The sequence below is a fragment of the Devosia sp. LjRoot3 genome (assembly GCF_964252865.1).
Taxonomy (GTDB): Bacteria; Pseudomonadota; Alphaproteobacteria; order Rhizobiales; family Devosiaceae; genus Devosia.
Genome location: NZ_CAXUPK020000001.1, coordinates 838,340 through 865,318 on the forward strand (window position 1 = coordinate 838,340; position 26,979 = coordinate 865,318).

At 62.0% G+C, this 26,979-nt stretch carries 25 protein-coding genes; 6 read left to right on the forward strand and 19 right to left on the reverse strand.

Annotated features, from left to right (window positions below; all coding sequences use genetic code 11):
* Positions 1-3 precede the first annotated feature (3 nt).
* From hpaH to ACSQ2A_RS04085, 6 genes are all read right to left on the reverse strand, one after another.
* The gene (gene hpaH, locus ACSQ2A_RS04060; RefSeq protein WP_436071182.1) at positions 4-804 is read right to left on the reverse strand and encodes a 2-oxo-hept-4-ene-1,7-dioate hydratase; all 801 of its coding nucleotides are present in this window, start codon (positions 802-804) and stop codon (positions 4-6) included.
* Positions 801-1,679, reverse strand: coding sequence for a fumarylacetoacetate hydrolase family protein (locus ACSQ2A_RS04065; protein WP_436071183.1), 879 nt, complete (start codon positions 1,677-1,679; stop codon positions 801-803). The genes hpaH and ACSQ2A_RS04065 overlap by 4 nt, the downstream gene beginning before the upstream one ends.
* Positions 1,679-3,148 carry an NADP-dependent succinate-semialdehyde dehydrogenase gene (gene gabD / locus ACSQ2A_RS04070; protein WP_436071184.1) on the reverse strand — a complete coding sequence of 490 codons (1,470 nt, stop codon included), beginning with the start codon at positions 3,146-3,148 and terminating at the stop codon, positions 1,679-1,681. Before gabD ends, ACSQ2A_RS04065 begins: the two co-directional genes overlap by 1 nt.
* 9 nt (positions 3,149-3,157) lie before the next feature.
* A complete protein-coding gene (gene hpaD, locus ACSQ2A_RS04075) occupies positions 3,158-4,138 on the reverse strand; it encodes a 3,4-dihydroxyphenylacetate 2,3-dioxygenase (RefSeq protein WP_436071185.1) in 981 nt (326 codons plus the stop codon).
* A gap of 75 nt (positions 4,139-4,213) precedes the next feature.
* Positions 4,214-5,731: a 5-carboxymethyl-2-hydroxymuconate semialdehyde dehydrogenase gene (gene hpaE, locus ACSQ2A_RS04080; RefSeq protein ID WP_436071186.1), complete on the reverse strand. Its 1,518-nt coding sequence runs from the start codon at positions 5,729-5,731 to the stop codon at positions 4,214-4,216.
* A 10-nt stretch (positions 5,732-5,741) separates the two neighbouring features.
* Positions 5,742-6,128 (reverse strand): 5-carboxymethyl-2-hydroxymuconate Delta-isomerase, encoded by a 387-nt coding sequence (locus ACSQ2A_RS04085; RefSeq protein ID WP_436071187.1) that lies wholly within the window; start codon positions 6,126-6,128, stop codon positions 5,742-5,744.
* A 174-nt stretch (positions 6,129-6,302) separates the two neighbouring features.
* Here ACSQ2A_RS04085 and hpaR point away from each other — a divergent pair, with 174 nt between their 5' ends.
* Positions 6,303-6,752 (forward strand): homoprotocatechuate degradation operon regulator HpaR, encoded by a 450-nt coding sequence (gene hpaR / locus ACSQ2A_RS04090; protein WP_436071188.1) that lies wholly within the window; start codon positions 6,303-6,305, stop codon positions 6,750-6,752.
* Between the two features lie 215 nt (positions 6,753-6,967).
* Here hpaR and ACSQ2A_RS04095 read toward each other — a convergent pair whose 3' ends face one another.
* The 7 genes from ACSQ2A_RS04095 to ACSQ2A_RS04125 all read right to left on the reverse strand — a co-directional run bounded on the left by ACSQ2A_RS04095 (position 6,968) and on the right by ACSQ2A_RS04125 (position 15,171).
* The gene (locus tag ACSQ2A_RS04095; protein WP_295410349.1) at positions 6,968-7,708 is read right to left on the reverse strand and encodes a ribonuclease activity regulator RraA; all 741 of its coding nucleotides are present in this window, start codon (positions 7,706-7,708) and stop codon (positions 6,968-6,970) included.
* A gap of 11 nt (positions 7,709-7,719) precedes the next feature.
* Entirely contained in the window at positions 7,720-8,874 is a 1,155-nt protein-coding gene (locus ACSQ2A_RS04100) for a mandelate racemase/muconate lactonizing enzyme family protein (RefSeq protein ID WP_436071189.1), read from the reverse strand.
* Positions 8,875-8,881: 7 nt separating this feature from the next.
* Entirely contained in the window at positions 8,882-10,231 is a 1,350-nt protein-coding gene (locus ACSQ2A_RS04105; RefSeq protein WP_436071190.1) for a mandelate racemase/muconate lactonizing enzyme family protein, read from the reverse strand.
* Positions 10,232-10,258: 27 nt separating this feature from the next.
* Positions 10,259-11,356: an ABC transporter ATP-binding protein gene (locus tag ACSQ2A_RS04110; RefSeq protein ID WP_436071191.1), complete on the reverse strand. Its 1,098-nt coding sequence runs from the start codon at positions 11,354-11,356 to the stop codon at positions 10,259-10,261.
* An 11-nt stretch (positions 11,357-11,367) separates the two neighbouring features.
* Positions 11,368-12,252 carry a carbohydrate ABC transporter permease gene (locus ACSQ2A_RS04115; protein ID WP_436071192.1) on the reverse strand — a complete coding sequence of 295 codons (885 nt, stop codon included), beginning with the start codon at positions 12,250-12,252 and terminating at the stop codon, positions 11,368-11,370.
* A 382-nt stretch (positions 12,253-12,634) separates the two neighbouring features.
* A complete protein-coding gene (locus ACSQ2A_RS04120; RefSeq protein WP_436071629.1) occupies positions 12,635-13,522 on the reverse strand; it encodes a carbohydrate ABC transporter permease in 888 nt (295 codons plus the stop codon).
* Between the two features lie 149 nt (positions 13,523-13,671).
* A complete protein-coding gene (locus ACSQ2A_RS04125; protein ID WP_436071193.1) occupies positions 13,672-15,171 on the reverse strand; it encodes an extracellular solute-binding protein in 1,500 nt (499 codons plus the stop codon).
* Between the two features lie 220 nt (positions 15,172-15,391).
* Here ACSQ2A_RS04125 and ACSQ2A_RS04130 point away from each other — a divergent pair, with 220 nt between their 5' ends.
* From ACSQ2A_RS04130 to ACSQ2A_RS04150, 5 genes are all read left to right on the forward strand, one after another.
* Positions 15,392-16,096 carry a GntR family transcriptional regulator gene (locus ACSQ2A_RS04130; RefSeq protein ID WP_295410339.1) on the forward strand — a complete coding sequence of 235 codons (705 nt, stop codon included), beginning with the start codon at positions 15,392-15,394 and terminating at the stop codon, positions 16,094-16,096.
* Positions 16,097-16,118: 22 nt separating this feature from the next.
* On the forward strand, positions 16,119-17,318 hold the full coding sequence (locus ACSQ2A_RS04135) for a mandelate racemase/muconate lactonizing enzyme family protein (RefSeq protein ID WP_436071194.1): 1,200 nt from the start codon (positions 16,119-16,121) through the stop codon (positions 17,316-17,318).
* A 146-nt stretch (positions 17,319-17,464) separates the two neighbouring features.
* Positions 17,465-18,793: a histidinol dehydrogenase gene (hisD, locus tag ACSQ2A_RS04140; RefSeq protein WP_436071195.1), complete on the forward strand. Its 1,329-nt coding sequence runs from the start codon at positions 17,465-17,467 to the stop codon at positions 18,791-18,793.
* Complete coding sequence (locus ACSQ2A_RS04145) at positions 18,793-19,557, forward strand: SDR family NAD(P)-dependent oxidoreductase (protein ID WP_436071196.1); 765 nt, start codon at positions 18,793-18,795, stop codon at positions 19,555-19,557. The genes hisD and ACSQ2A_RS04145 overlap by 1 nt, the downstream gene beginning before the upstream one ends.
* A complete protein-coding gene (locus ACSQ2A_RS04150; RefSeq protein WP_436071197.1) occupies positions 19,542-20,609 on the forward strand; it encodes a LacI family DNA-binding transcriptional regulator in 1,068 nt (355 codons plus the stop codon). Before ACSQ2A_RS04145 ends, ACSQ2A_RS04150 begins: the two co-directional genes overlap by 16 nt.
* A gap of 174 nt (positions 20,610-20,783) precedes the next feature.
* Here ACSQ2A_RS04150 and ACSQ2A_RS04155 read toward each other — a convergent pair whose 3' ends face one another.
* From ACSQ2A_RS04155 to ACSQ2A_RS04180, 6 genes are all read right to left on the reverse strand, one after another.
* Positions 20,784-21,344 (reverse strand): cupin, encoded by a 561-nt coding sequence (locus tag ACSQ2A_RS04155; RefSeq protein ID WP_436071198.1) that lies wholly within the window; start codon positions 21,342-21,344, stop codon positions 20,784-20,786.
* 67 nt (positions 21,345-21,411) lie between these two features.
* Positions 21,412-22,542 (reverse strand): substrate-binding domain-containing protein, encoded by a 1,131-nt coding sequence (locus ACSQ2A_RS04160; protein ID WP_436071199.1) that lies wholly within the window; start codon positions 22,540-22,542, stop codon positions 21,412-21,414.
* Between the two features lie 65 nt (positions 22,543-22,607).
* On the reverse strand, positions 22,608-23,594 hold the full coding sequence (locus tag ACSQ2A_RS04165) for an ABC transporter permease (RefSeq protein WP_436071200.1): 987 nt from the start codon (positions 23,592-23,594) through the stop codon (positions 22,608-22,610).
* On the reverse strand, positions 23,591-24,577 hold the full coding sequence (locus ACSQ2A_RS04170) for an ABC transporter permease (RefSeq protein ID WP_436071201.1): 987 nt from the start codon (positions 24,575-24,577) through the stop codon (positions 23,591-23,593). The genes ACSQ2A_RS04165 and ACSQ2A_RS04170 overlap by 4 nt, the downstream gene beginning before the upstream one ends.
* A complete protein-coding gene (locus tag ACSQ2A_RS04175; protein ID WP_436071202.1) occupies positions 24,574-26,085 on the reverse strand; it encodes a sugar ABC transporter ATP-binding protein in 1,512 nt (503 codons plus the stop codon). The genes ACSQ2A_RS04170 and ACSQ2A_RS04175 overlap by 4 nt, the downstream gene beginning before the upstream one ends.
* Positions 26,082-26,948 (reverse strand): sugar phosphate isomerase/epimerase family protein, encoded by an 867-nt coding sequence (locus ACSQ2A_RS04180; protein ID WP_436071203.1) that lies wholly within the window; start codon positions 26,946-26,948, stop codon positions 26,082-26,084. Before ACSQ2A_RS04180 ends, ACSQ2A_RS04175 begins: the two co-directional genes overlap by 4 nt.
* Between the last annotated feature and the right edge of the window lie 31 nt (positions 26,949-26,979).

Below are 26,979 nucleotides of genomic sequence, written 5' to 3' on the forward strand. Positions count from 1 at the left end.
CTCCTAGGCGAAATAGACGCTGACAGTGCCATAGGGGCCGAAATCGGCAGTGATCGTATCGCCGTGCCGCGCCTCGACCGGCCGGATGAAAGAACCCGAGAGCACCACATCGCCGGCCGCAATGGACGAGCCATACTGGGCCAGCCGATTGGCGAGCCAGGCAATCCCCGCTGCCGGATGGTTGAGCACCCCGGCCCCCAGCCCCGTTTCCTCGATTTCGGCATTGCGTGAGACGATGGCGCCGATCCAGCGCATATCGGCGTCGAGCGGGCGGGCAGGGCGCCCACCCATGACGATCCCGCCATTGGCGGCATTGTCGGAAATGGTGTCGAAAATCGTCCGCACTTTCCTCGTCTCGGGATCGACCCGCTGCACGCGCGTATCGAGAATTTCGAGCGCCGGCGTGATGTAGTCGGTGGCGTTGAGCACGTCGAAGATGGTGACATCGGGTCCGTTGAGCGGGGCCTTCATCACGAAGGCGATTTCCGCTTCCACCCGCGGCTGAATGAAGCGATCGGCCGGAATGGTGGCGCTGTCGGGGAAGAACATGTCGTCCAGCAACACCCCGGAATCGGGAATGTTGATATTGAGCGCATACTGCATGGCTTTTGAGGTCAGCCCGATCTTCCAGCCCTTGGCCTTGCGGCCGGCGGCGAGCTTGCGACGGATCAGTGCCGCCTGCACCGCATAAGCATCGTCCATGGTGGCTTCGGGAAATTCGAGGCTCAGAACCCTGGTTTGGGTCCGGGTCCGCTCGGCCTCGAACAGGCGCTCCGCTAGGGTCTCGATCTGATCGGGGGTCATGCCAGCACCTCATCGGCAATCGGATTGCGCAGTGTTCCAAGTCCTGTGGCCGAAACCTCGACGACATCGCCAGGCTTGAGCCAGACCGGCGGCTCGAACCGCGCGCCTGCGCCGGTCGGCGTGCCGGTGACGATCATGTCGCCGGGCACGAGAGTGGTGAAAGTCGAGATGTAGTTGATCAGCTTGCGGAACCCGAAAATCATGCGGCTGGTGCGATCATCCTGGCGCACCTCACCGTTTACGCTCGTGGTCAGCGCTATGTCGGCAATTTGGCTTTCATCGACATAGGGCACGAGCCAGGGCCCGATGGCGCCAGTGCCATCAAAGTTCTTGCCTTGGGTCACGTTGAACTTGGCGTGGCGCACCCAGTCGCGGATCGTGCCCTCATTGCAAAGCGTCAGCGCCGCGACATGATCGAGCGCCTCGGCTTCGGCAATCCGCCGGCCGCCCTTGCCGATCACCAGAACGACCTCACCCTCATAGTCGAGTTGCGGCGATTCCGGCGGCCGGTTGAGCGGCACGCCATGGCCGACAAAGGAGCGAGGAAAGCGCGGAAAGAGCGAGGGATTGGAGGGCGCTGCCTGGCCGTCCTTATATTCCTCATTGCGGTCGGGATAGTTGACCCCCACGCAGATGATCTTTTCCGGGTTCGGAACAGGGATCTGATAGTCGATGGCATCGAGCGGAAGATCGGCCGGCAGAGAGCGCCCTGCCTCGACGAGCTGGGTCAGCGTACCGGCCCTGATCGAATCGCGCAGGGTCGGCCACTGCCAGCTGAACCGAGCGCTGAGATCGACAAAGCCATCGTCTCTCACAAGGCCATAGCGGGTTGTGCCCCCGGCCGTAACCGTGGCCAGGCGTCCATAGTCGGTCATCAGTTCGTCCCCCCAATGCCGCCGAGGCAGACATATTTGATCTCGCAGAATTCCTCGATGCCGTACTTGGAGCCTTCGCGTCCGAGACCCGAGGATTTGATGCCCCCGAAGGGCGCTTCGGCGGTGGAGATGAGTCCGGTATTGACCCCGACCATCCCATATTCGAGCGCCTCGGCGACGCGCCAGACACGGGCGAGATCATTGGCGTAGAAGTAGGAGGCAAGGCCAAATTCGGTATCATTGGCCTGGGCGATGACATCGGCTTCGTCCTTGAAGGAGAAGAGCGGCGCCAGCGGCCCAAAGGTTTCTTCGCGAGCCACCGCCATGTCCGTGGTCACTCCGGTAAGAATGGTGGTTTCAAAGAAACTGCCGCCCAGGGCATGCGGCTTGCCGCCCAGCGCCACGCTCGCGCCCTTGGCGACGGCATCGGCAATATGCTCCTCGACCTTGGCCACCGCCTTCTTGTCGATCAGCGGCCCAAGGATCACGCCGTCTTCGAGCCCATTGCCGATCTTGAGTTTTGCCACTGCTGCCTTGAGCTTGTCGGCAAAGGCGTCATAGGCGCCTTCCTGCACATAGATGCGATTGGCGCAGACGCAGGTCTGTCCATTATTGCGGAATTTGGCGATCAGCGCCCCTTCCACCGCCGCGTCGAGATCGGCGTCATCAAAGACGATGAAGGGTGCATTGCCACCCAGTTCCAGCCCCAGCTTCTTGATGCTGGGCGCGCTCTGCGCCATCAATTGCGCGCCGATTTCGGTCGAGCCGGTAAAGGTGATTTTGCGTACCGTGGGGTTCGACGTCATCTCCGCGCCGATTTCAGCGGCCGAGCCGGTCAGCACGCTGAAAAGACCTGGCGGCAGGCCGGCGCGCTCGGCCAGCACCGCCAAGGCAATGGCCGAAAAAGGCGTCTGTGACGCCGGTTTCAGCACCATGGCGCAACCTGCCGCCAGTGCCGGTCCAGCCTTGCGCGTGATCATGGCATTGGGAAAATTCCACGGCGTGATCGCCCCGACCACGCCGATGGGCTGCTTCATGATCATGATGCGCTTGTCGCGCTGGTGGCCGGGCACGAGGTCGCCATAGATGCGCCGCGCCTCTTCGGCGAACCATTCGATAAAACTCGCGCCATAGGCAATCTCGCCCTTGGCCTCGGTCAGGGGTTTGACCTGTTCGAGGGTCAGGATCAGGCCGAGATCGTTCTGGTTGAGCATCATCAGCTCGAACCAGCGCCGCAAAAAGCCCGAGCGCTCTTTGGCCGTGCGCTGGGCCCATTCCACCTGGGCCACGCGCGCCGCCTCGATGGCTGTGCGCGCTTCCCTGGTGCCGAGCTTGGGCACGAGGCCAACCAATTCGCCCGTCGCCGGATTGTTGACGGCAATGGCATTGTCGCCACTGGCTTCAATCCAGGTGCCACCGACAAGGGCTGCCTGTCGCAACAGGCTCGGATCAGCGAGAGTTTTATCCATTTTACCGTCTCACGGTGCGATGATCGGCTGGGCGTCCAGCACCGGCGGCACAATCTCGGCCCCGGCAAAGCTGCTGCCTTCCTCGAACCACGATTTTGGCGCCGGCGCCCCCCACAGCGTCTGGCGCTGCGGGTCCTTGAGGTCCCAGCGAATGGGTTCGAGGTCGGGATCGACGGTCTGATAGTCCGAGCAATAGATCTCGATGCGGTGCCCATCGGGATCGCGCACATAGAGGAAGAAGGCATTGGAAATGCCGTGCCGGCCCGGGCCGCGTTCGATATTGGCCAACCAGCCCGTCGTCGCCATCAGGTCGAGCAGATCAATGATATTGAGCGGCGTCGGCACCCAGAAGGCGACATGGTGCAGGCGTGGGCCACGGCCATTGGTAAAGGCGATGTCGTGCACGCCGCCCTTGCGGTGGGTCCAGGCAGCCCAAAGCTTTTTGCTGACCTCGTCCTCGGTATATTCGGTAACCCGGAAGCCGAGTTCATTATAGAAGGCCACCGAGGCGTCGACATCGGGCGAGAAGCAGTTGAAGTGGTCGATGCGCAGCGGCTTCACGCCTTTGTAGAGCGCATATTTCTGGTGGATGGGCGGCAGCCGCTCCATCTTGGCATAGAATTCGAGCGGAATGCCGTGGGGATCGCGAGTGCGGAAGGTGCGCGACTGGTGCGGCCGCTCCACCCATTCGACCGGCAATTCCTTGCCCTTGAAGAAGTGTGCTGCCTTGTCGAGATCGTCCTCGCTGAACACCTTGAAGCCAAGATCGCGCGCTTCGGCCTTGTCGGCTTTCTTCAGCACGATGCAGTGGTGGCCGCGCTCTTCGAGGGCGCGCAGATAGATGGTGTCGGCGGTTTCATCCGTCACCTGCAGGCCGAGCGTGTCGACATAGAAGGCGCGCGATTTGGCGAGATCGGTCACGGCCAGTTCGACATGGCTCAAACGGACGATATTGAAGGCGGGGTAGAGATTGGGTGTGGGTAGCGGCACGCTTTCCTCCTTGCGGGGCAAGAAACTTGTCCTGCCCCGGTGCGCTCTGATTGCAGGTGAACGGGCGGCCGGGTTCTAGCCGCCGAGCTTCTGGATCGCGTGCGGCGCGGTCGCAAAGGCAACGTTCTTGGTTTCCATGTAAAAGTCGAAGGACCAGTCGCCGCCATCGCGGCCGATGCCGGAATTCTTGACCCCACCAAAGGGCGTCGGCAGATGGCGGACATTTTCCGAATTGACCCAGATCATGCCCGCTTCGAGCCTGTCGGTGAAGCGCAGGGCGCGCGTCACGTCAGAAGTCCAGAGATAGCCGGTCAGCCCATATTGCACGTCATTGGCAATGGCGAGCGCATCGGCCTCGTCGGCAAAGGGAATGGCGCTGAGCACGGGCCCGAAAATCTCCTCCTGGGCAATCCGCATGTCGTTGCGCACCTGGGTAAAGAGCGTCGGCGTCACATAGCAGCCACCGCCAGGGCCCGCCTGCTTTTCGCCCCCGGCGGCGAGGGTCGCGCCCTCTGCCTGACCGATGGCGATATAGGCGAGCACCTTCTTTTCGTGCTCGGGATGAATCAGCGGACCCATAACGGTCTTGGGATCGAGCGGATGGCCGACCGGAATGCGCTTGGCCTTTTCGGCCACAATGGCGGTAAAGCGCTCATAGATGGAAGCTTCCACCAAAAGGCGCGAAGACGAGGTGCAGCGCTCGCCATTGAGCGAGTAGATCATGAACACGGCGGCATCGGCGGCGCGCTCGAGATCGGCATCGGCAAAGACCACGACTGGGTTCTTGCCGCCCAGCTCAAAATGCACGCGCTTCAGCGTATCGGCGCCCTGCTTCATGATCAACGAACCGGTGCGGCTCTCGCCGACAAAGCCGATGGCCTTGATATCCCTATGTTCGGTCAGCGCCTTGCCGGCATCTTCGCCAAAACCGTTGACGAGGTTCCAGACGCCCTTGGGCAGGCCCGCCTCTTCGGCAATCTCAACCAGCAGCCGCGCCGTCAGCGGCGAAAATTCCGCCGGCTTGTGCACCACGGTGCAGCCCGCCGCCAAAGCCGGCGCGATCTTCCAGGTCGAGAGCATAAAGGGCGTATTCCAGGGCGTGATCACCCCGACCGGCCCGATAGGCGAACGGCTCGTCACATTGAGCTGGCCGGGCCCGCGGATCGCCGCACCATCGCGCGCTTCGGGCGCCCGATCGGCAAAGAAGCGGAAATTTTCTGCGCCACGCAGGGCTGCCTTGGCCATGAATTTGAGCGATTGGCCGGTATCCATGCACTCGACCAGCGCGATTTCCTCGGCCCGCGCCTCGATGGCATCGGCAATTTTGTGCAGCAGTGCCTTGCGCGCCGTGCCACTCATCGCCGCCCAGGCGGGGAAGGCGGCCTTGGCGGCCTTGGCGGCGCGATCGATGTCCGCCGCTTTGCCCAGCGCCACCTTGGCGAGGGGTTGCAGGTCGACCGGCGAAATCGTCTCGAAAACCGCGCCGTCGAGCGCCGGCACCGCTTCGCCATTGATATGGTTGAGCACGCCCTCGGTCTTGAACCGGGCGAGATAGCGCTCCGCCTTTTTCAGATTTTCCGCAAAATCAGACATTTGGTTTCCGTTATTTGCCGCGCAGCCGCGGATGAATGGCGTTTTTCTTCCAGCTCAGCGCCGCGTCGATTTCCCGAATTTCGAGCGAGAGAGCGAAATGAGGTGTGGTGAAAAGGGGAGCAAGAAAGTCGCTGGCGGCAGCAAAGATCGCTGCGCCGACCCGCTCCTTTTCTTCCGCCGTGCGGCCCTGGCCGATGCGGAAGGACATATCGAGAAAGCCGTTCTCCAGCAGCTCATCGGCCACGGCCCAGGCATCCGCCCTGAAGGCGCGGACGCGCACGGCGCCGATTTCAAATGGGCCATTTTTGAGAATGGTCCCGGCAACAAGCGAACAAAAGGCCTTCATATCGACCTGGCTGTCGAGATTGGCGGAATATTCGATGGAGAGATGCGGCATCGCGCCCTTCTCACGTTCGGTTGCAATCAATCTATTTAACGTGTTAAATAAATAGCAAGCCGAGGTCAAGCATGGATTTTTGGTCTCTGGCAAACATCTGAGGCAGGGGAAGCCCGTTGCCTTGGCAGGGCCGATAACGCTATAGCCGCAAGGGGGCAGTCCAAACCGCCCGACATGCCGGAGGTCGTCTTGCTGCCGCACAATACGCGCCGTTCCCTGCCCATGTCGCTCTTGAGGGCGCGTGAAGCGGTCATGTCGAAATTCCGGCCCATGCTGGCGCGACACGATGTGACCGAACAGCAATGGCGCGTCATCCGTGTTCTCGGGGAATCGAGCCCGCTCGATGCCACCGAAGTCGCCGAACGCGCCTCGATCCTGGCGCCCAGCCTCACGCGCATCATCAAGGCGCTGGAAGATCGCGGTTTTATCACTCGCGGCAAGTTCGAGGATGACGGAAGGCGCGTGCAGCTCGCTATCGCCCCGGCCGGCATGGCGCTGATCGAGGAATTGTCACCCGAACGCGGGGCCATTTATGCCGAGCTCGAAGCCCGCTACGGCCACGCCGAAATTGAAAAGCTGCTCGACATGCTCGAAGCGCTGATCAAGAGCCAAAACGACGGTTGAAGTATGGAAGGTCCAGCAGAAGTCGCGCTGCGGCGACATTGTCAACTTGGCTATGGGCAATAGCGACATTCGCGGCCGGAACACCCCAGTAGCAAAGTACCTGGCGACAACACTCGCTCATATTTGATTTTGCCCTCCGTGTAAGCGTGCATGGCGAGGTCGCCGTAGCCGCTCTTCAGTAAGGGAGGACGAAGCCAAACTCCGGCGGACGACGCCTATCCAATCGGATTGGTCTTGCGCCATTCCTCGTATTCGCCACGCGCATCCTGATGCAGCGGATAGTAGCGTTGCAGCGGCGCGCCCTGCTTGAGTTTCATTCGCGAAAAATCTTCCCATTCGTGGTGTTGGCTTGACCGCCCGATGACTTCGGCGGCGAGGGCCGCGGGAACGCAAACCGCACCATCGTCATCGGCGACGATGATGTCCCCGGGCACCACCGTGACGCCGCCACAAGCAATGGGCGTGTTGACCGCAAAGGGCATCAGGTTGGTTTGCGTGTGAAAATTGGGCGTCCAGCCGCGTATCCACATCGGGATGTCGAGCTTGCTCAGGTTCGGCCGGTCGCGCAGCGCCCCGTCGATCACCATGCCGGCCCCACCGCGACCGCGGAAATAGGTCGACATCATATCGCCGAACACCCCCGCGGTCATGTCGCCGCGCGCATCAACGACGACAATGTCGCCTTCCTGCACGTGATAGAGCACATGGCGGTGGAGCTGCTTTTCGGGGTCTGAATATTCCCCATCACCATAAAGGTCCTCACGCTTGGGCATGAATTGCAGCGTCAGCGCCGGGCCTGCGATCGCCTTGCCGAATTGCTGCGCCACAGGTCCAAGAATGTGGCAATTGCGAATGCCCATATGCGCCAGCGTCGAAGAGGCGGAGGCAGCGCCGACCGCAAGAATGCCGGCGATGAGGTCTTTGGACGGGCGAACGATGTCAGGCGTGTGCGTCATGTTTTTGCTGCCTACCAGTTAGTGACCGAGCCGTCGTTGCGGCGGAGATGCGGGGCTTCCCAGAATTTGAAGGTCTGGCGTCTAACCGCCTCTTCATCGACTTCGACGCCGAGACCGGGGGCGGCGGGCACGTCATAGATAGCGCCGCGTAACTGTGGCTGGACCGAGAAAATCGAGCCGTCCCCAAAGCCGTGATAGAGCTCGCCGGGCGAAGCACGGGTTTCGAGCCAGGAGAGGTTGGGCACCGCAGCGCTGAAATGCAGCGTGGCCGCCGTGCAAATCGGTCCCAACGGGTTGTGCGGCATCACGTCGACATAGTGGGCCTCGCTCCAGCCCGCGACTTTCATGGCTTCGGTGAGCCCGCCGACATTGCAGATGTCGATGCGATTGAACTGGTGGATGTCGCGCTCGATATAGGGCAGGAACTGCCATTTGCTGGCGAATTCCTCGCCGATGGCGAAGGGAATGTCGGTCATTTTCCGCAAGGCTTCATAGGCCTCGGGCGTTTCGTCGCGGATCGGTTCTTCGAGGAAATCCAGCGTGCCGCTGGGCATCTTCTGGCAGTAGCTGGCTGCCTCGGCGACGCTCAGGCGATGGTGATAGTCGATGCCGAGAACCACTTCATCGCCAAGGGCTTCTCGGGTTTTGACACACCACCTTGCGGTTTCGGCGATGCTTTGGCGGGGCTCGAAAATTTTCGGGTTTTCGTGGCCGTGCGGGAAGAGGCGGATGGCGTTCCAGCCGAGCTCCATCAGCTCCTTGGCCTGGTCGATCATCTGCGGGCCGCAGGGACCGCGGACGGTGGCGAAGGTGGGGATATGATCGCGCTGCCGCCCCCCGAGCAGCTCATAGACCGGCACACCGAGCGCCTTGCCTTTGATGTCGTGGAAGGCAAGATCGAGCGCCGACATGGCGGCGGTGAGGACGCGGCCGCCCTCAAAGTACTGGCTGCGATACATTTCCTGCCACAGCGCGCCAATGGCCATGGGGTCGCGACCGATGAGAAACTCGCGAAAATGCTCGAGCGCGCCGACGACGGCCTTTTCGCGGCCGGAGAGGCCGCTTTCGCCCCAGCCATAGATACCCTCGTCGGTCTCGACCTTGACGATGAGCTGGTTCCGCGTGCCGACCCAGGTGGGGTAGGGGATTATGTTGGTGATCTTCATCGCTGGCTCAGCTCCAGGTCCGGTCCCAGCTATATTCGTGGTCCCACTGGTCCGTCGGCTGCCAGATGCCGGTGACGCCTTCCTGCAGGTGCTGGCTGATCAGTTCGTCATTGATGTCATCGATGCCGAGGCCGGGCTTGTCGGGCACGGTGATGAAGCCGTTCTGTACGACGGGTTTCGGCAGGCCGATGGCGATGTCGTCCCACCAGTCGACGTCGACCGAATGATATTCGAGTGCCATGAAATTCTCAGTCGCCACAGCAGCATGGGCGGCGGCCATGCAGGCGACGGGGCTTTCGGCCATGTGGATGGCCATGGCGACGCCGTGGTCCTGCGCCATGTCGCCGATTTTCTTGGTTTCGAGAATGCCGCCGGAGGTCAGGAGATCTGGGTGGATTATGGAGATGCCGGACTTCAGCAGCGGTTCGAAACCTTCCTTGAGGTAGATGTCTTCGCCGGTGCAGATCGGAACTGTGGTGGCCTGCTGAAGCTGTTGATATTGCTCGGTATATTGCCAAGGGATGACGTCTTCGAGCCAGGCGGGGGCGTATCTCTCGATGCGCTTGGCGAGGCGGATGCCGCTTTGCAGGGAAATGTGGCCAACATGGTCGATGGCGAGGGGGATTTCGTAGCCGATCACTTCGCGGACCTGGTGGATATATTCCTCAAGCAATTCAAGGCCTTGCTCGGTGAAATTGAGGCCGGTGAAGGGGTGGCGGACGTTGTGGACGTCGTAGACGGCATTGCGGGCGCGGCGGTCGTCCATGGTCTTGCCGCTGCCGCGGCTGGGATGGATGCGATAGCCTTCCAAGGAGCCGGCTGGGGACACGACGGAGCCGGGGGTGTCGACGACTTGCATGAGGCCGAGGTCCATCTTGAGGAAGGTGAACCCTAAATCCATTCGTTCTTTCAAGCGCTTACCGGTTTCGGTGCCGCTCGGGACGGTGGCGTCGGTGTCGCAATACATGCGGACTTTGTCGCGGAATTTGCCGCCAAGCATTTGGTAGATCGGGACGCCATAGGCTTTGCCGGCTAAGTCCCAGAGGGCGATCTCGACGGCGGAGACTCCGCCGCCCTGGCGGCCGTGGCCGCCGAACTGCTTGATTCTCCTGAACAATCTGTCGATGTCGCAAGGGTTTTCGCCGAGGAGGCGGCTTTTGAGCATCAGGGCATAGGTGGCGCTGGCGCCGTCGCGGACTTCGCCGAGGCCGACAAGCCCTTGATTGGTATAGATTTTCAGGATCGCGCTGGTGAAGGGGGCGCCGACGATTTCGGCGACCCGCATATCGGTGATGCGCAATTCAGAGGGTTTTGAGTGCGTGTTGACGTAGTTAAGGGCTTCCTCGGGACGGTGCATTTGTGTCGCTCTTGGGAGGTGAGTTGGTTAGCGGACTGTTAGCGCTGAGGTTGTTTCAGCGTCGAATAGGTGGACGCGCTCCTGATCGAACTCGATCCAGACCGGTTCGTCGGGGGAGAGGTGCACGCTCGGATCGACACTGATGTTGACGACGGCCTCGGCGATGAAGACCTGGGCGAAGGTGACGTCGCCCGTTGGCTCGACGGTGTAGATCTTTCCGGGGACCGAACCGGGGACCTGGCTCTTGTGCAATTTGAGGGTCGAGTGGCGGGCGCCGAGGACGACGTTTTTGGTTGTCGAGAGACGGGCCTTTTGCGCGTTCCTGGGGGAGAGGGGCAGTTCCCAGCCTTCGGCACTCTGGAGCACCATGTCGGTGCCGCGCGAGACGGCCTGCAGCGAGATCAGACTCATGGCCGGGCTGCCGACGAAACTCGCGACGAACATGTTGACCGGATTGGCGAAGACCTGGGCCGGGGTGTCGTATTGCTGCAGGAAGCCGCCATTCATCACGGCCATTTTGTCGGCCATGGTGACGGCCTCGAGCTGGTCGTGGGTGACATAGATGATGGTGGCGCCGAGGTTGTGGTGAAAGCGCTTGATCTCGCTGCGCATCTGCACGCGCAGCTTGGCGTCGAGGTTGGAGAGTGGTTCATCCATCAGGAAAACGAGGGGGTCGCGCACGAGGGCACGGCCGAGGGCAACGCGCTGCTGCTGGCCGCCGGAGAGTTCGCGCGGTTTGCGTTCGAGCAGGTGCGTGATGTCGAGAATGCGCGCGGCTTCGGCGACTTTTGAGGCAATCTCGGCCTTGGGCAGTTTCCGCATCTGCAGCGGGAAGGCGAGATTGTTGAAGACAGTCTTGTTGGGATAGAGCGCGTAATTCTGGAACACCATGGCGATGTCCCGGTCCTTGGGGTCGAGATCGTTGACCACGCGATTGCCGATGGCGATGTCGCCGCCTGAGATCGGCAAGAGGCCAGCGATCAGGTTGAGCGTCGTGGTCTTGCCGCAGCCCGAAGGGCCGACCAGCGCGACGAATTCGCCATCGTTGACGGTAAAGCTCACGTCGTTGACGGCGTAGAGGTTGCCGTAATTCTTCATGACGTGCTCAAGGACCACCTCGGCCATCGACAAAACTCCTAATGTTTGACGGCGCCTTCGGTGAGGGCCTGCACGAAGTATTTCTGGAGAACGAGGAAGAGCACGACGACCGGCACGCTCATCATGAACGTCGCGGCCATCAGGCCCGGCCAGTCCGTGGCGTTCTCCGAGAAGAAGCGCTGGATGCCGACGGGCAGGGTCATCTGGTCGTGCTTGGTGAGGAAGGTGTAGGCGTAGATGTATTCGTTCCAGGCGCCGATGAAGGAGTAGATCGCGGTGGCGATGATCCCCGGCGTCGAGAGCGGCATGACGATGTAGAGGAAGGCCTGGAACCGGGTGGCGCCATCGATGCGCGCCGCCTGTTCAAGCTGGATCGGGATGTTGTCGTAAAATCCCTTGAGCAGCCAGATGGCGAGCGGCAGGCCGAAGGTGAGATAGGTCAGGATCAGCGAGCCGTGGGTGTTCACGAGGCCGAGGAGCCGCATCAGGATGAACAGCGGCACGAGGAAGACGATGGCCGGGAACATGTTGCGCAGCAGCACCGAGAAGAAGAGGAAGGTGCGGCCGGGAAAGCGGAAGCGCGAGAAGGCGTAGGCGGCTGGGACGGCGACGATGATCGCGAGGATCGTCGTGGCTGTGGAGACCCAGAGGCTGTTCCAGAAATAGCGCAGGAAATCCTGGCCGATACTGTTCCGCGGATCGAGCAGGCGCGCGTAGTTTTCGAGCGTTGGGGAAGCGGGCCACCATTGCGGCGGATATTGCATGGCCGCGAAGCCGGTTTTCAGGGAAGTGATCAGCATCCACGCCATGGGCATGGCGGTGAAGATCAGCAGCAGCACGAGGAAGATGCGGCCCGACCAGCGCCAGTAGTCGACGGGTTTTTTGGTGACGGGGCGGATGTGGGTAGAGGTGGCGTCGGTCATGGGGTGTTTCCTCCGACGGATGGCGCGGGGGGCATCGGCATTCCCCCATCGGTCCCTTCCCACTGGGGCGGACGTGACGAGGCCTCGGCTATCGAACGTGCCGACACCCCCTCCCAACCTCCCCCGTCGAGGGGGAGGTGCCGATGGAGTTTGGGGCGGGATTTGTGCGAGAGCCACCGGCCCGGCACCCTCCCCCTCGCGGGGAGGGTTGGGGAGGGGGGTGACACGGTTGATAGCTCGGTGGGCGCCGAACCCCCACCCTCGATCCCTCCCCACAAGGGGGAGGGAGGCGAAAAAGCCCATGCCTGGGAGCCGCTTCCTCCCTCCCCTTGATGGGGAGGGATTGAGGGTGGGGTGGAGCCAGGCACTCTGAAGTCTGTGTTCATGCGCCGGCCCTCTTGTCGTCGCCGCGGGTCAGGGCGCGGACGTAGAAGTAGCCAAGGGTCATCATGATGATGAAGAGCAGCACTGAATAAGCAGCGGCCGCGCCCCAGCGCTGGCGACCGAAGGCGAGCTGGTAGATCTGGGTGATCCAGATATCGGACGAGCCTGCCGGGCCGCCGCCGGTCATGATGAAGGGGATGATGAAGGAGTTGAAATTCTGCACTGTCAGTAGCAGCACGGTGACCGTGGACACGCCGGCAAGGTGCGGGAAGGTGACGTGCCAGAAGCGCTGCCAGGCATTGGCGCCGTCGACCTTGGCGGCGCGCAGCAATTGTTCGGGCACGGTCTGGAGGCCGGCCATCAGCATGATCATGGCGAAGGAGAATTCCTTCCAGACATTGACCACGATCAGCGAGGCGAGGGCGGTGGAGGTGTTGTCGACGAAATTGATCGGCTGATCGGTTACGCCGATCTGCACCATGAAGGCGCCGATAGCGCCGAAATCGGAGTGATAAAGCCACTTCCAGACATAGGAGGCCGCAACGGCGCTGACGACCCAAGGAATAAGCAGGATGGCGCGCAGCACGCCGCGACCGACGAATTCGCGATGCAGCGACAGGGCGGCGCCAAGGCCGAGGAAGAAGGCAAAGAGGGTCGAGAAGAACGTCCAGATCAGCGTCTGCCAGGTGACCTTCCAGAACGAGGCGCTGGTGAGGATGGTGGTGTAGTTGTCGAGGCCGACAAACACCTTGTCCCGCAATTGCAGGCTGGCCGGGGTTTTGAAGAAGCTCAGTTCGATCGTGTAGTAAACCGGATAGGCGATGACGATGAGCATCACCACGATGGCCGGGAGCACATAGAGATAGTCGGCGCGCTGCTTCCACATGCGCGAGAGAAGACTGCTCCGCCGTGCCGGCTCCACCGGGCGATCGGTGAAGATGGCAGACCCTGATACGCCGCTCATTGTGCTGTCCCTGTTGGTGGAAGGAACGGCCGGCAATCAGGGACTGCCGGCCGTCTGCGCGGGAGGGATCGCTACATTCCGCTCATCAGTTCTTCGACCTTGGCCGCCGCGTCGTTGGCTGCCTCATCGACCGTCATGGTGCCGGTAAGCGCGTTCTGCAGCATGTCGGGCACGATGATATTCATGATCTCAGGCGCGTAGGGCTGGACCGGGAACGGGATGCCGTTGGGCAGCATGGAGGTGGTGACGTCGAGGAATTTTATGGTGTCCAGACGTTCCTTCATCCATTCGGTCTTGAAGCCGCCCAGATGTCCGGGATTGGAACCGACCCAGGCGAGCTTGGTCGACCATTCCGGGCTCGTCCACATGCAGATCAGCGCCTTGACGGCCTGCTCATCGATGGCGCCGCCATCGACATATTCAGGCTTTACGACGTGAATGTTGGAGCCGCCGAACACCACGGCACGACGGGCCGGACCTTCGGGAAGCAGGCCATAGCGCATGTTTTCGACCACGGCGTCAGCGGTTGCCTTGTCGGCCCCGGTTGCCTTGGAGGCGAGGTCGAGCATTTTTGCATATTCAGCCGGGTGGGCGATCATCATGGCGAGTTGGCCGGCGATGAACGGCGCCTGGTTTTCGGCCTGGGTATTGGTCAGGGCCGAAGTTGGGACCGACTGGTCCCTGACATACATGTCATAGGCGGCCTGCAGGGCGGCCTTGCTGCCATCGTTGTTGAGCTCGACGGTTTCATAGGCTGGTTCCGCAGAGGTTTCGTCGAGCGCGCCGCCGCCATAGGCCCAGAGCTGGGGCATGAAGCGGAAGGGCGTATTGCCGGCGTTTTGCTTGGCGACCAGGCCATAGCCGGCAATGCCGAGCTTGTCGTGGATCGTCTTGGAATAGGTGACGACGTCGTCCCAGGTTGCGGGCGGAGATTCAGGGTCGAGCCCGGCATCGGCGAAAATCTTGGCGTTCCAGATGAACCCCATGGTCTCGTTATTGGTCGGGATGCCGTAGGTTTCGCCGTCCCAGGTGACCGACTTGAGGGCGCCCGGCCAGAAGTCGGCTGCGGTATAGCCGACATCTTCCGGCTTCAGCGGATTGAGATAGCCCTTGGCGGCGAATTCGACGCCACCCAGAATTTGCAGGCGCACGACCATCGGCGCGGCATTGCCGAGAAGGGCGGTGCGGAATTTGTCGAGCAGTTCGTTGTAGGTGATCGACTGCACGTCGGCCTGGATATTGGGATAGGCGGCCTTGAAGGCCTCCCAGAAGGCCTTGTCCTGATCGTGGGCGATCTGCGGATCGGCCTCGAAGGGCCCGGTGTACCAGTAGCTCACCTTGCCGGCATAGTCGTTGGGCACCACGGCACCGCAATCCTTTGCTGTGTCATAGGTGGCCGTGCCGGCAATGGATTTGATGTATTCCGGCGACCACTGGCTGAGATCAACCGACTGCGCATAAACGGTCGTCGACATCAGTGAGGCGGTGGTCAAACCGGCCAAGGCATAGGCAACGACTTGCCGACGATACGGCGAGCCAGACCGCCGAACGCGGTCCTGCATGTTCGTCATCGATAGTCCTCCTCGGTTGGATTCCGGCGCTTACGGCACGGCATCCGCGGCGTCCCGCCGCTAGGTCCTCCGGGGCCGGGCTTTTGCCCATGTCTCCCGCTTGGGACAGTTCCAGACCAGAACTTATCTGTCAATATAGCTTGGATCGTACATTATTTGGTATATTTAATGTGCATTATCCCGCTTGGCATCCCGCAAGAAGGCGCATAAACCATGCTCCATGACCACGATGCCTGCCGACGACACCAATGAATTCGCTGCTTCCGAGCAGCCGCTATCGATCTATGAGCTGATCCGGGAAGACATCATTTCCGGACGCCTGGAGCCCAATGCCCGATTGAAAGTTGCCGATCTCGCGACGCGCTATGGCACCTCCACCAATCCCGTGCGCGAGGCGCTGCAGCAATTGCGCGGCGAAGACTTTGTGGTGATGGAGCCCAATCGCGGTGCGCGGGTGCGGCCCATCGATGAGGCTTTCGTGCGCGACATCATCGAGATCGAGATGTTGATCGAGCCGGCGCTGACCAAGTGGTTTTGCTCGATCGCGACTGATGCCGATATTGCTGATCTCGAAGCGGCGCAGGCCGCAATCGAGGCGCACAATTTTGCCGATCCAAAGCATCACGGCGAACTCGATACGCGGTTTCACCAGCTCATCTACGACCGCCACTACAACCGGCACGCGGCTGATCTTTGGTGGAAGCATCGCGAAATCCTGCGGGCCATCAGCCGGCGTTTTCCGACCTCGCTGAGCCGCATGCAGGCTGTGTTGCGCGAGCATCGCGAGCTGATCGAGGCTATTCGCGCGCAGGACGCCGATCGCGCCGCCGCGGTTGTGGCGCTGCATGTGGAGGGGTCGGGCCGGCACATCATCGAGCAGATGGGCGTTGCCAAGCGGAATGGGCCGAGGAGAACGCCGGCCTAGGGGCATTCGAGGGAGGAAACCAATGAAAATCACGGACTTGCGCTGCGCCGTCATAGGGCGCCACCCGATCGTTCGTGTCGTTACGGACGAGGGAATTTATGGTTTGGGCGAGGTGGAATATACCAAGCCGTACCTAAAGCCCTGGGTGCTGCATTTTCGCGAGGCGCTGATCGGGGAGGATCCGACCGATGTCGAGCGCTGCATGCTGAAAATCCGGCAGCGTGGTTCGTTCAAGCCCTATGGGGCGGCGGTCAGCGCCATCGAGCATGCGCTTTGGGACATTGCCGGTAAGGCGGCCAATGTGCCGGTCTATAAGCTGCTTGGCGGCAAGGTGCGTGACAAGGTGCGGGTTTATAACGGCTCCATCCGTAAGAAGCGTACCGGGGATCGGCCGGAGGATTATGCGGCCGATGTGAAGTGGATGATGGAGCGGCCGGAAAACTTCTTCATGGTGAAGCAGGGGATCAGTTTCCACTCCAACATGAAGGATTCCGTCGACGATTTTCACTATGGCCCGCGCCAGACCAAGGCCGGCTATCACGGCGCGATGGATCAGGGGCAGATCAGCGAGCGCGGCATGGCGCACATGATCGACTGCGTCATCGCCATGAAGGAAGTCTTGGGGGACAAGGTGAGCCTGGCGCTCGATTGCGGGCCGGGCTGGTTCCTCAACGACGCTATCCGCTTTGCGCAGGCGACGGAAAAATACAATCTCATGTGGCTCGAGGACATGCTGACCGGGGACTATGTGCCCTGGGTCAATCCGCAGGCCTATCGCGAGCTGACGGTGTCGACATCGACGCCCATCCATACGGGCGAGCAGATCTATCTCAGGCACAATTTCAAGGAGTTGATCGAGACGCAGGCGGTGCGGGTCGTCGGGCCAGATCCGGCTGATATTGGCGGGATTGCGGAGCTGAAGTGGGTGGCCGAACACGCCTATATGCACTCGATCATGATGGCGCCGCATGGCACGGCCAATGGGCTTCTTGGGCTCGGCGCGCTGATCAATGTCTGCGCCACGCTGCCGGCCAATTATATCGCCTTTGAATATCCGAGTGCGTCCGACCCTTGGTGGGAGGACATCGTCATTGGCCTGCCGAAACAGATCGTGCGGGATAGTCACGTCGATCTCCTGGAGGCGCCGGGGCTTGGCCTCGATATCGATGCCGAAGGGGCGAAGAAATATCTCTCCGAGGAGGATGCTGGTTTCTTCGACTAGGAGGGCGAGGCGCGGCCATTGGGTGTGAATTCGTATGCACAGTTTTGCGTCTTGCTTTGTCTGACAATGGAGGCAATCGAAAGTCCTACTGGCGCTTTGTTGGTCATCGCGGTAATGCATGCGTATGCATTATGGAGGATTGATCCATGCCAGTTTGGCTGAAGCGCGGTAAGGATGTTGAAGAGCGGGCCGAGGCGGATCGCCAGGTTCGGGCGACGGTCGAGGGGATTTTGGCCGATATCGAAAAGCGCGGCGACGCTGCCGTGCGGGATCTGTCGATCAAGTTCGACAAGTGGGATCGCCAGGATTTTCGGTTGAGCCAGAAAGAGATCGACGATTGCGTGGCGCAATTGACCGATCAGGATCTGCACGACATCGAATTCGCCCAGACCCAGGTGCGCAATTTCGCCCAGAAGCAGAAGGACACGATGCTTCCGCTTGAGGTCGAGACCATGCCGGGCGTGACGCTGGGCCACAAGCATGTGCCGATCAATGCCGTGGGCTGTTATGTGCCGGGCGGCAAATATCCGCTGCTGGCTTCGGCCCATATGTCGGTGCTGACGGCGAAGGTCGCTGGCTGTCCGCGGGTCATCACATGCGCGCCGCCCTTCAATGGCAAGCCGGCGCCGGCGATCGTTGCGGCTCAGGCTATGGCGGGTGCCGATGAGATCTATGTGCTCGGCGGCATCCAGGCCATTGGCGCCATGGCTATCGGCACGGAGACGATCCAGCCAGTCGACATGCTGGTGGGACCCGGCAATGCCTTTGTCGCCGAAGCCAAGCGCCAGCTCTATGGTCGCGTCGGCATCGACCTTTTTGCCGGCCCAACCGAGACCCTGGTCATCGCTGACGAGACTGTCGATGGCGAACTCTGCGCGACCGATCTTCTGGGGCAAGCGGAACATGGGCCGACAAGCCCGGCCATTCTGCTGACCAATTCGGAAAAGCTGGCGCGCGACACAATGGCCGAGATTGAGCGCATTCTCGCCATTCTGCCGACGGCCGATATCGCGAAAAAGTCCTGGGCCGATTTCGGCGAGGTCATCGTTTGCGACTCTTACGAGGAAATGCTGGCTGAGGCCGATCGCATCGCTTCCGAGCACGTGCAGGTCATGACCGATCGCGATATGTGGTTCCGGGACAATATGACCAATTTCGGCGCCCTATTCCTCGGGCCGCGCACCAATGTGGCCTATGGCGACAAGGTGATCGGCACCAATCACACGCTGCCCACCATGAAGGCGGCGCGCTATACGGGCGGTCTCTGGGTCGGAAAATTCCTCAAGACCTGCACATGGCAGACCGTGACGACCGACGAGGCCTCGGCTGAGATCGGCGCCTATGGTTCTCGTCTCTCCATGCTTGAGGGTTTTGTCGGCCATGCGGAGCAAGCCAATATCCGCGTGCGTCGCTATGGCGGTCGCAACGTGCCCTATGGTACCGCTGCCGCACCGACAGAAGAGGCCGCCAAATAATGACGCTTCCCCGCACGCCCAGTTTCCGTCTCGATGGCAAGCGCGCCCTGGTTACCGGCGGCACCCGCGGGATCGGGCTGGGCGCGTCGGTTGCCCTCGCCGAGGCGGGCGCCCATGTGACGGTGGCGGCGCGCACCGCTGCCGATGTCGAGCGCGTGGTCAATGCCATGGCCGATATCGGCCTGGCGGCTGAGGGCGTCGCCATCGACATCACTGACTTCGACGCCATTCGCGAATTCGTCGCTGAAAGCGACCCATTCCATGTGCTGGTCAATTCGGCCGGCACGGCGCGGCATAGTTCGGTCGCCGGCATTACCGAGCGTGATTATCAGGCGGTGATGCAGCTCAATCTTGCCGCGACCGTTTTCGTGTCGCAGGCCGTGGTGGGCAAGCTGCAGGCGGCGGGGCAGGGCGGGTCGATCATCAATGTCTCTTCGCAGATGGGGCATGTCGGTGGCCCCAACCGCGCCATCTATGCCGCGAGCAAGCATGCTGTTGAAGGCCTCACCAAGGCCATGGCCATCGAGCTGGGCGCCAGCAATATTCGCGTCAACACGGTCTGTCCGACCTTCATCGAAACCGAGCTGACGGCGAAGAACCTGAGCGATCCCGATTTCCGCTCCTGGGTCCTTTCCAAGATCAAGCTGGGTCGTCTGGGCCGGGTTGAAGACATCATGGGGCCGGTGGTTTTTCTCGCCTCCGATGCGGCGGCACTGATCACCGGCACTGCGCTCTTGGTGGATGGCGGATGGACGGCGGAGTAAGGAAAACCGGGGTCACATCTTCGCAGGTGGCGGAGCGGGCTGGGGTTTCCCAGTCGGCTGTGTCGCGCAGTTTTACCCCCGGCGCTTCTATTGCTCCGGAAACCCGCGCCAAGGTCTTGGCGGCGGCCAAGGAGCTGGGCTACCGGCCCAATGCCATTGCCCGCTCGCTGACGACGAACCGCTCGCGCATTGTCGCGGTGGTGATGGCCTATCTCGATAATCTCTTTTATCCCGACGTGCTTGAGCAGTTGGGGCGGTTGCTGGCCAAGGAAGACTACCGCCTGCTGCTTTTTACCGGCCTGGCTGATGGCGACAGCGACCCGGTCTTTGACCAGCTCATGCAATATCGGGTTGATGGCATCGTGCTGGCTTCGACCTCGCTGTCTTCGGCCTTGTCGGAAGAGTGTGCCGCGGCTGGCATTCCGGTGATTCTGTTCAACCGCACTACCGAGCGCGACGCAGTATCGAGCGTGACGACACGAAATCGCGAGGGCGGGCGGCGGGTTGCCGAGTTCCTGCTGGCCGGTGGTCACAAACGCTTTGGCTATATCGCCGGGCTTGAAAGTTCTTCGACCAATCGCGACCGTCTCGCGGGCTATCGCGAAGCGCTGGCCGAGGCGGGGCACACGGAAATCCTGATTGAGGTTGGCAATTACGATCGCGCCGAAGCACAGGCGGCGGCGCGAAAACTGCTGACGCGACCGGATCGCCCCGATGCGTTGTTTGTCGCCAATGATCACATGGCTGTTGCGGTGATAGATGTGGCTCGATTTGAGCTTGGGCTCTCTATCCCCGAGGACATTTCCATTGTCGGCTATGACGATGTGGGACCCGCGCGCTGGGATGCCTATGGCGTCACCTCCATGAGCCAACCGCATAAGCGCATGGTCGAGGCTACGGTGGAAATCCTGATGAGCCAGATCAATAGCGGGGAGATCGAGGCGGAGCATCGCGTGTTCAATGGGGAACTGGTGGTGCGGACATCGGCGAGGCTACCGGTTTCGGGCGTGGTTGAGGTTGAGGGTAGGCGGGTGTTCAGGCCGGGGCGGTGAAGACCTTTTTGGGCGGCTAGCCAGGCTGCGATCTTGCCGGGAAATCTACCCCATCGTCACCACCGGGCTTGTCCCGGTGGTCCATACCGTCCGGGGTCCCCAAGATGGATTGCCGGGACAAGCCCGGCAATGACGAAAGGGGGGTATTGGGGAATGGCTTCAGCCGCGTGACCGTCAGCCTTCCCCCAACCCGTCGCGATAGTCATTCAAATCCGCGTCGACCGATGATGGCGCATCGATCCATTCGATCATCGGCAATCCCGTTGCCGGATCGCGCGCCGGAATGGGCAGCATCATGATGCGCTTGGCGACGGTGCGGCGGCTCTCTTCGGTGAGATTGGCCTCCTGCACATTGTCCCAGTCGCGGCCATCGGGATAGCCGCCGACCATCTGGATATCGTCGGACTTGCCGGTCATGCAGTGGGAGACGCCGGCCGGCAGGACGACGATGTCGCCCGCTTCCACGCGCAGTTTCACCCCGCCCACCCCGAAGAATTCCACTTCCATCCAGCCGCGGGCGCAGCCGAGGCATTCATGCGTCGTCGAATGAAAATGCGGATAGGTGTAGATGCCGGGATAGCGCCAGTTGTTGAGCCAGTTGTTTTCGCGCAGACGCGTCATCACGGCGTCTTCGCCGCCGCCCGGCACCGCATTGCGATGCACCAGCAGCGGAAAGCGGGAATTGGGCAGCATGCCCTTGGGCTTAGACCAATGCAGTTCTGTCTTGATGCTCATGAACGTTCCCCTTCCTGAACGAAGAAGGGGCGCCCTTGGGCGCCCCGCAGTCGTCGTTGGGAAGTTTTTATTCCGTACCGCCCCAGGCCTGGGGATAGTTCGGCATGTCTTCGCAGCCGCACATGGCGTAGTGGAGCGGCGGCATCTTTTCGTTGATGTATTGGCCGAGCACGTCCTGGGTGATGGCCGGCTGCGGCAGCACCCATTCCGGGCTCGGGACCTGTTCGCCCTTGAGCGTGTTCACCGCAGCAATGATGGCGGTGCGCCACTGATAGGTCGGGTAGGTCGGGGCAATGCCCTTGAAACCAAGGTCGCGCCACTTCTGCAGATAATCCTGCTGGTCTTCGCCGGTGACGACCGGGACATCGACGCCCTGGTCTTCAAAGGCTTCAACGGCGGCGACGGCAGTAGCGCCGGCATCCATCCACACGGCGTCGATGGTGCCGCGCTGCAGATAGTCTTCAACGATGGATTTGGTCTTGGCATTGTCGCCGTCGGTGAATTCTTCACCGAGGACTTCAAGGCCAGCTTCCTTGAACATGTTGCGGGCGCCGGAGGCACGCGTTTCGAGCACGTCGACGCCGGGCAGGATGCGCAGCATCAGCACTTTGCCGCCGGCCGGCACATTGGCGATGATGTGTTCGGCCGCCTGGATACCAAAACCGTAGCCGCCCACGGGGTGGACGAAGGTGACCGGGCAATCGGTGGTGACGCCGCGGTCGAAGACGATGACCGGAAGACCGGCGGCGCAGGCCTTTTCGACCGCCGGCGTGAGGGCTGCGGTGGAGTTCGGCGAAACGATCAGCACGCTGCAATTGCCGCCTGCCAGCAGGTCGTCGATATCGGCGATCTGCTTGTCATCAGAACCTTCGGCGTCGACATGGGTGAAGGTGCCGATTTCCGGATGGAGTTTTACCTCTTCGGTCATGTCGGTGTAGCCGACCACGCGCCAGGGATTGTTGACGCCTGCGTTCGAGAAGCAGACGGTCCAGGGACCTTCCTTCTTGAACGAGGCGGTATCGGCCATGGAGTCGCCGGCATATTGCAGATACGGCTGGTCCGCGGGGCCGTTGAAGGTTGCGGTCAGCTGGTCGCGCTGCTTGGCGAATTCGGCCGGATCGTCAAAGTTTGGAGCCTGAGAAAATGCGGCTCCGGTCAGCATGCCGAACACGGCAGCCGCCAAAATAATCTTCTTCACGTCTTCCTCCCTCGTGAGGTTTTCCCACTCTTCCCTCAGACGGCCGATCGGCCATCTGTCTCAGCTCACCGGCCCGCGCGCTTGCGCTGGTAAGTCGCAAACGCCACTGCGCCGATGAGGATTAGTCCCTGCACCACCAGACGGACCGGCTGGGCCAGCCCGAGAAGGTTGAGCAGGGTGAAAATGGCTTCGAGCGCCAGCGCGCCGGCAATGGTCGCGGGGACGGAGCCGCGACCGCCGAGCAATTGTGCGCCGCCGATGACGGCCGCCGTGATGGCCTGCAGCTCGAAGCCTGAACCGATATCGACGGAGACGCCGGCGCGGCCACCGAGAATGACGCCGGCGAGAACGGCGGTCAGCGCCGAGACGACGAAGGCGGAGATGCGCACGCGCTCGACCGGTACGCCGGCGAGGCGCGCCGCCTGCTGGTTGTCGCCCACGGCATGCAGCATGCGGCCGAAATTGGTGCGGTGCATGCCCCACCAGAGGATGGTGCCGAAGACGACGAGGCAGATTACGGCGACGGGCAGCAGCGTGATCACCGGTATGTCGGTGATGTTGTAGCGGCCGAAGAAGCGGAACGTGTCTGGCAGGTAACCGCGCGGCGCGCCGCCGGACCACATGAAAGCGACGCCGTTGAGCGTGATCATCATGCCAAGCGTGGCGATCAGCGATGGGACCTTGAGGTAGCTGACGACGAGGCCGTTGATCAGCCCGATGACGGCGCCGATGCAGAGCATCAGGGGGATAATCCAATAGGTCGAATTGGGATCGTTGCTGGCGAGCATGGACGAGCCGATGACCGTCAGCGTCATGATCGAGCCGACGCTGAGGTCGAAACCTCCGGAGACGATGACATAGAGCGCGCCGGCCGAGAGAATGGCGAGGGCGGTGACGCGCTTGAGGAAATTCATGTAGCCGGTGGGTTCGCCGAAGGCCGGGTTCATGACGATGATGGCGAGGATCAGCGCCACGACCAGCACATAGACCGGATTGATCTTGGGCAGGCGGCGCGTCGTCGCGGTGGGTTGCGGAAGGGATTGCGCGCTCATGCGACGGGCCTCTTCGAACGGGCGGCATAGAAGGCGACGGCAGCGACAATGATGATGCCGCGCAGCACCTGCTTCACGAATGCGTCGACGCCGGCGACGTTGAAGATGGAGTCGATGAGCGAGAAGATGATGACGCCAGCCATGGTGCCCCAGATGCCGCCGCGGCCGCCCGCGAGGACGGTGCCGCCAATGACGACGACGGCGATGGATTCAAGGTCATAGACGCCCTCGGCGCCGATCCACGGCGCGCCCGAACGGAGGCGCGAGGCGAGGTAGATGCCGGCAATGGCGGCGCAGAGCGAGCAGATGACATGGGCGCCGATGACGACGCGGTCTGTCTTGATGCCGGCAAGGCGGGCCGCGTCCTTGTTGCCGCCGACGGAATAGACATCGGAGCCGAAGCGGGAAAAGCGCAGGACGAACCAGGCGCAGCCGGCGAGAACGAACATGAAGATCAGCGAGAAGGGCACGATGCCTACCGTGCCATAGGCAAAGAGCTGGAACTCGACCGGCACGTTGCCGGCGAAGTTGTTGTAATAATAAGACAAAACGCCCTGGATGACGAGCGACATGCCGAGCGTTGCGATCAGCGGATTGACCTCAAGTTTGGTGATGACGAGGCCATTGGCGAGGCCGACGACGGCGCCGAGGGCGAGGACGGCGGCAACCGCTGGCAGCATCATGGCCGGGTCGCCATTCATCACCACCGAAGTGACGACGGCGGCGGCCGAAATGACGCTGGCGACGCTGAGGTCGATCGAGGCGACGAGAATGGCAAAGGTCTGGCCGATGGCGGTGATGCCGAGGGTGATCGAGCGGCTGAGAATGGCCACGAGGTTGTCGAGCGTCAGGAAACGCGTCTGGCCCATGATGATGATCAGGGCGATGTAGAGCGCGACCGCCGAGAGCAGCAGGATGGTTGAGGCGTGGCGCTCGAAGCGGAAGCGGCGGGGATTTTTGGCGGGGAGGGGCATGTCGGTCATGCGGCCACTCCCGTTTCGCCCGTGGCGGCCAGCATGAGTTCGGCTTCGGTGGCTGTGCGCCCGAATTCGCCGGCAATGCGGCCTTCGCGCATGACCACGATGCGATCCGAGGCGCCGAGGATTTCGGGCAGGTCGGATGAGACCATCATCACGGCCGTGCCTGCGCGGGCGAGGTCGCGCATCAGGTGGTAGATGCTTGCCTTGGCGTCGACGTCGATTCCGCGGGTTGGTTCGATGAAGATCAGGACTTTTGGGCGCAGGGCGAGCCAGCGTGCGACGATGGCCTTTTGCTGGTTGCCGCCGGAGAGGAAGCGCATTTCCTGCTCGTAGGAGGGCGCGCGGACTTTCATCTGATCGAGAAGGGCGTTCATGCCGGTGAGGTCGGTGAAACGATTGGCTTTGTGGCCGCCGAACGGATTGGCAAAGCTGCGGGCGGTGAGCATGCCATTGTCGCGCACGGATTGCATGAGGAACAGCGCCTGGGCTTTGCGGTCGCCCGGCAACATGCCGATGCCGGCGCGGATGGCGTCGCGCGGCGAGGTGAGGTGAACCACCTTGCCGTCGAGAGTCATGGAACCCGAGGTGAACGGCGCGGCGCCGAAGAGCGCCATGGCGAGCGGCGTGCGTCCGGCGCCTTGCAGACCCGCAAACCCGACGATTTCGCCCGAGCGCAGTTCCAGATTGATGTCGCGCAGCGCGGCATTGGCGCCGCCGGAGACCGAGAGGACGACGGGGCCGATTTCAGACGCGGTCGCTGGCTCCGGGTAATATTCGGAGATGTCGCGGCCGACCATGGCACGGACGATGACGTCGGGCGCAGGAACATGGTCAAAGCTAGCCGTGACTTCGCCGTCCTTGATGACGGTGACGCGATTGGCGAGGCGGGTGACTTCGCGCATGCGGTGGGTGATGTAGACGATGGCCGTGCCGGAGGCGCGGAGCTGGTCGACCAGCGAGAACAGCACCTCGCATTCGGCTTCGTTGAGCGCGGCGGTCGGCTCGTCCATGACGATGACTTTGGCATTGAGCGAAATCGCCTTGGCGATCTCGACCATCTGCTGGCTCGCCACATCGAGGTCGGCCACCAGTGTTTCCGGCTCGATGCGATGGCGTACGCCAAAAAGGCCGAGCACGCGCTGGGTCTCGGCGACCATGGCCTTGTTGTCGATCAGCCCGTTCTTCATCGGCTCGCGGCCGAGAAAGAGGTTTTGCGCGACCGTGCGCTCGGGCAGCAGCGAAAATTCCTGATATATCACCGAAATGCCGGCGAGCAGGGCTTCCTGCGGATGCTTGAAATGTTGCTCCTGCCCGTCGATCAGCACCTCGCCGCTATCGGGTCGATAGACGCCGGAGAGGATTTTGATGAGCGTCGATTTTCCGGCGCCGTTCTCGCCGCAGAGCGCATGGACTTCGCCGCGGGAGCAGGTGAAGGACACGCCGCGCAGCGCCTTCACGGCCGGGAACGACTTGGAAATGCCGCGCATCTCGATGGTCGGGGCATCACTCATGCGGCGATTTCCCTCCCGGCCGCGTCCCAGGTGCTGCGGATGAAATCGGCGCTTTCGGAAAAGAGCGTGTCGTAATCGGGAAAGAGCGGGCGCCAGACGCGGGTCGCCGCCGCGATGGCGGGGAGGCCGGCGCCGAAGGCCTCGAGCGTCACCCAGCCATCGTAACCCGAGCGGCGGACGGCCTGCATGATCGAGAGAAAATCGATATGCCCGCGACCAGGAATGCCGCGATCGTTCTCGGAAATGTGCACGATGCCGACATGCGGAGCGACGGTTTCGTAGGCTGCGACCTGATTTCGGTCCTCGATATTGGCGTGGAACGTGTCGTACATGATCCGGCAGGCCGGGTGGTCGACGCGGCGCGCATAGTCGCGGCATTGCGTCGTCGTGTTGAGGAAATAGGTCTCGAAACGGTTGAGGTGTTCGAGGCTGAGATAGATGCCATTGGCCTCGGCGCGGGTCGCCAGCGCCCGGTGCGCCTCGGCGCCATAGGAAAGCTCGCTCTCGGTGGGGCCGCTGCCGGTAAAATGCCCGATGGGGGCATGGATCGGTCCTCCAACGCTTTGCGCACCAAGGGCGATAGCGCAATCGAGGGCCCAATCGAGATGTTTCCGGCCGCGTGCGCGATTGTCCCGGTCGTCTGAAATCGGGCTGGCATCGGGGCTCGGCACTATGGAGGTCGTGCAGCGCTCGAGCCCTATGGCATCCAGCTCCTTGGCCAGCCACGCATAATGCGACGGCTCGCCGGAAAGAACCGGCACCTCGACGCCATCATAACCCAGCGCCTTGATCTGCCGGATTGCCGGCAGATGCGCTTCGGTCACGAAGTCGGTCAAGCACAGCAGATTGATGCCGAGCTTCATATGCTTCCCCTCGCGCCGGACGGTGCGCAGC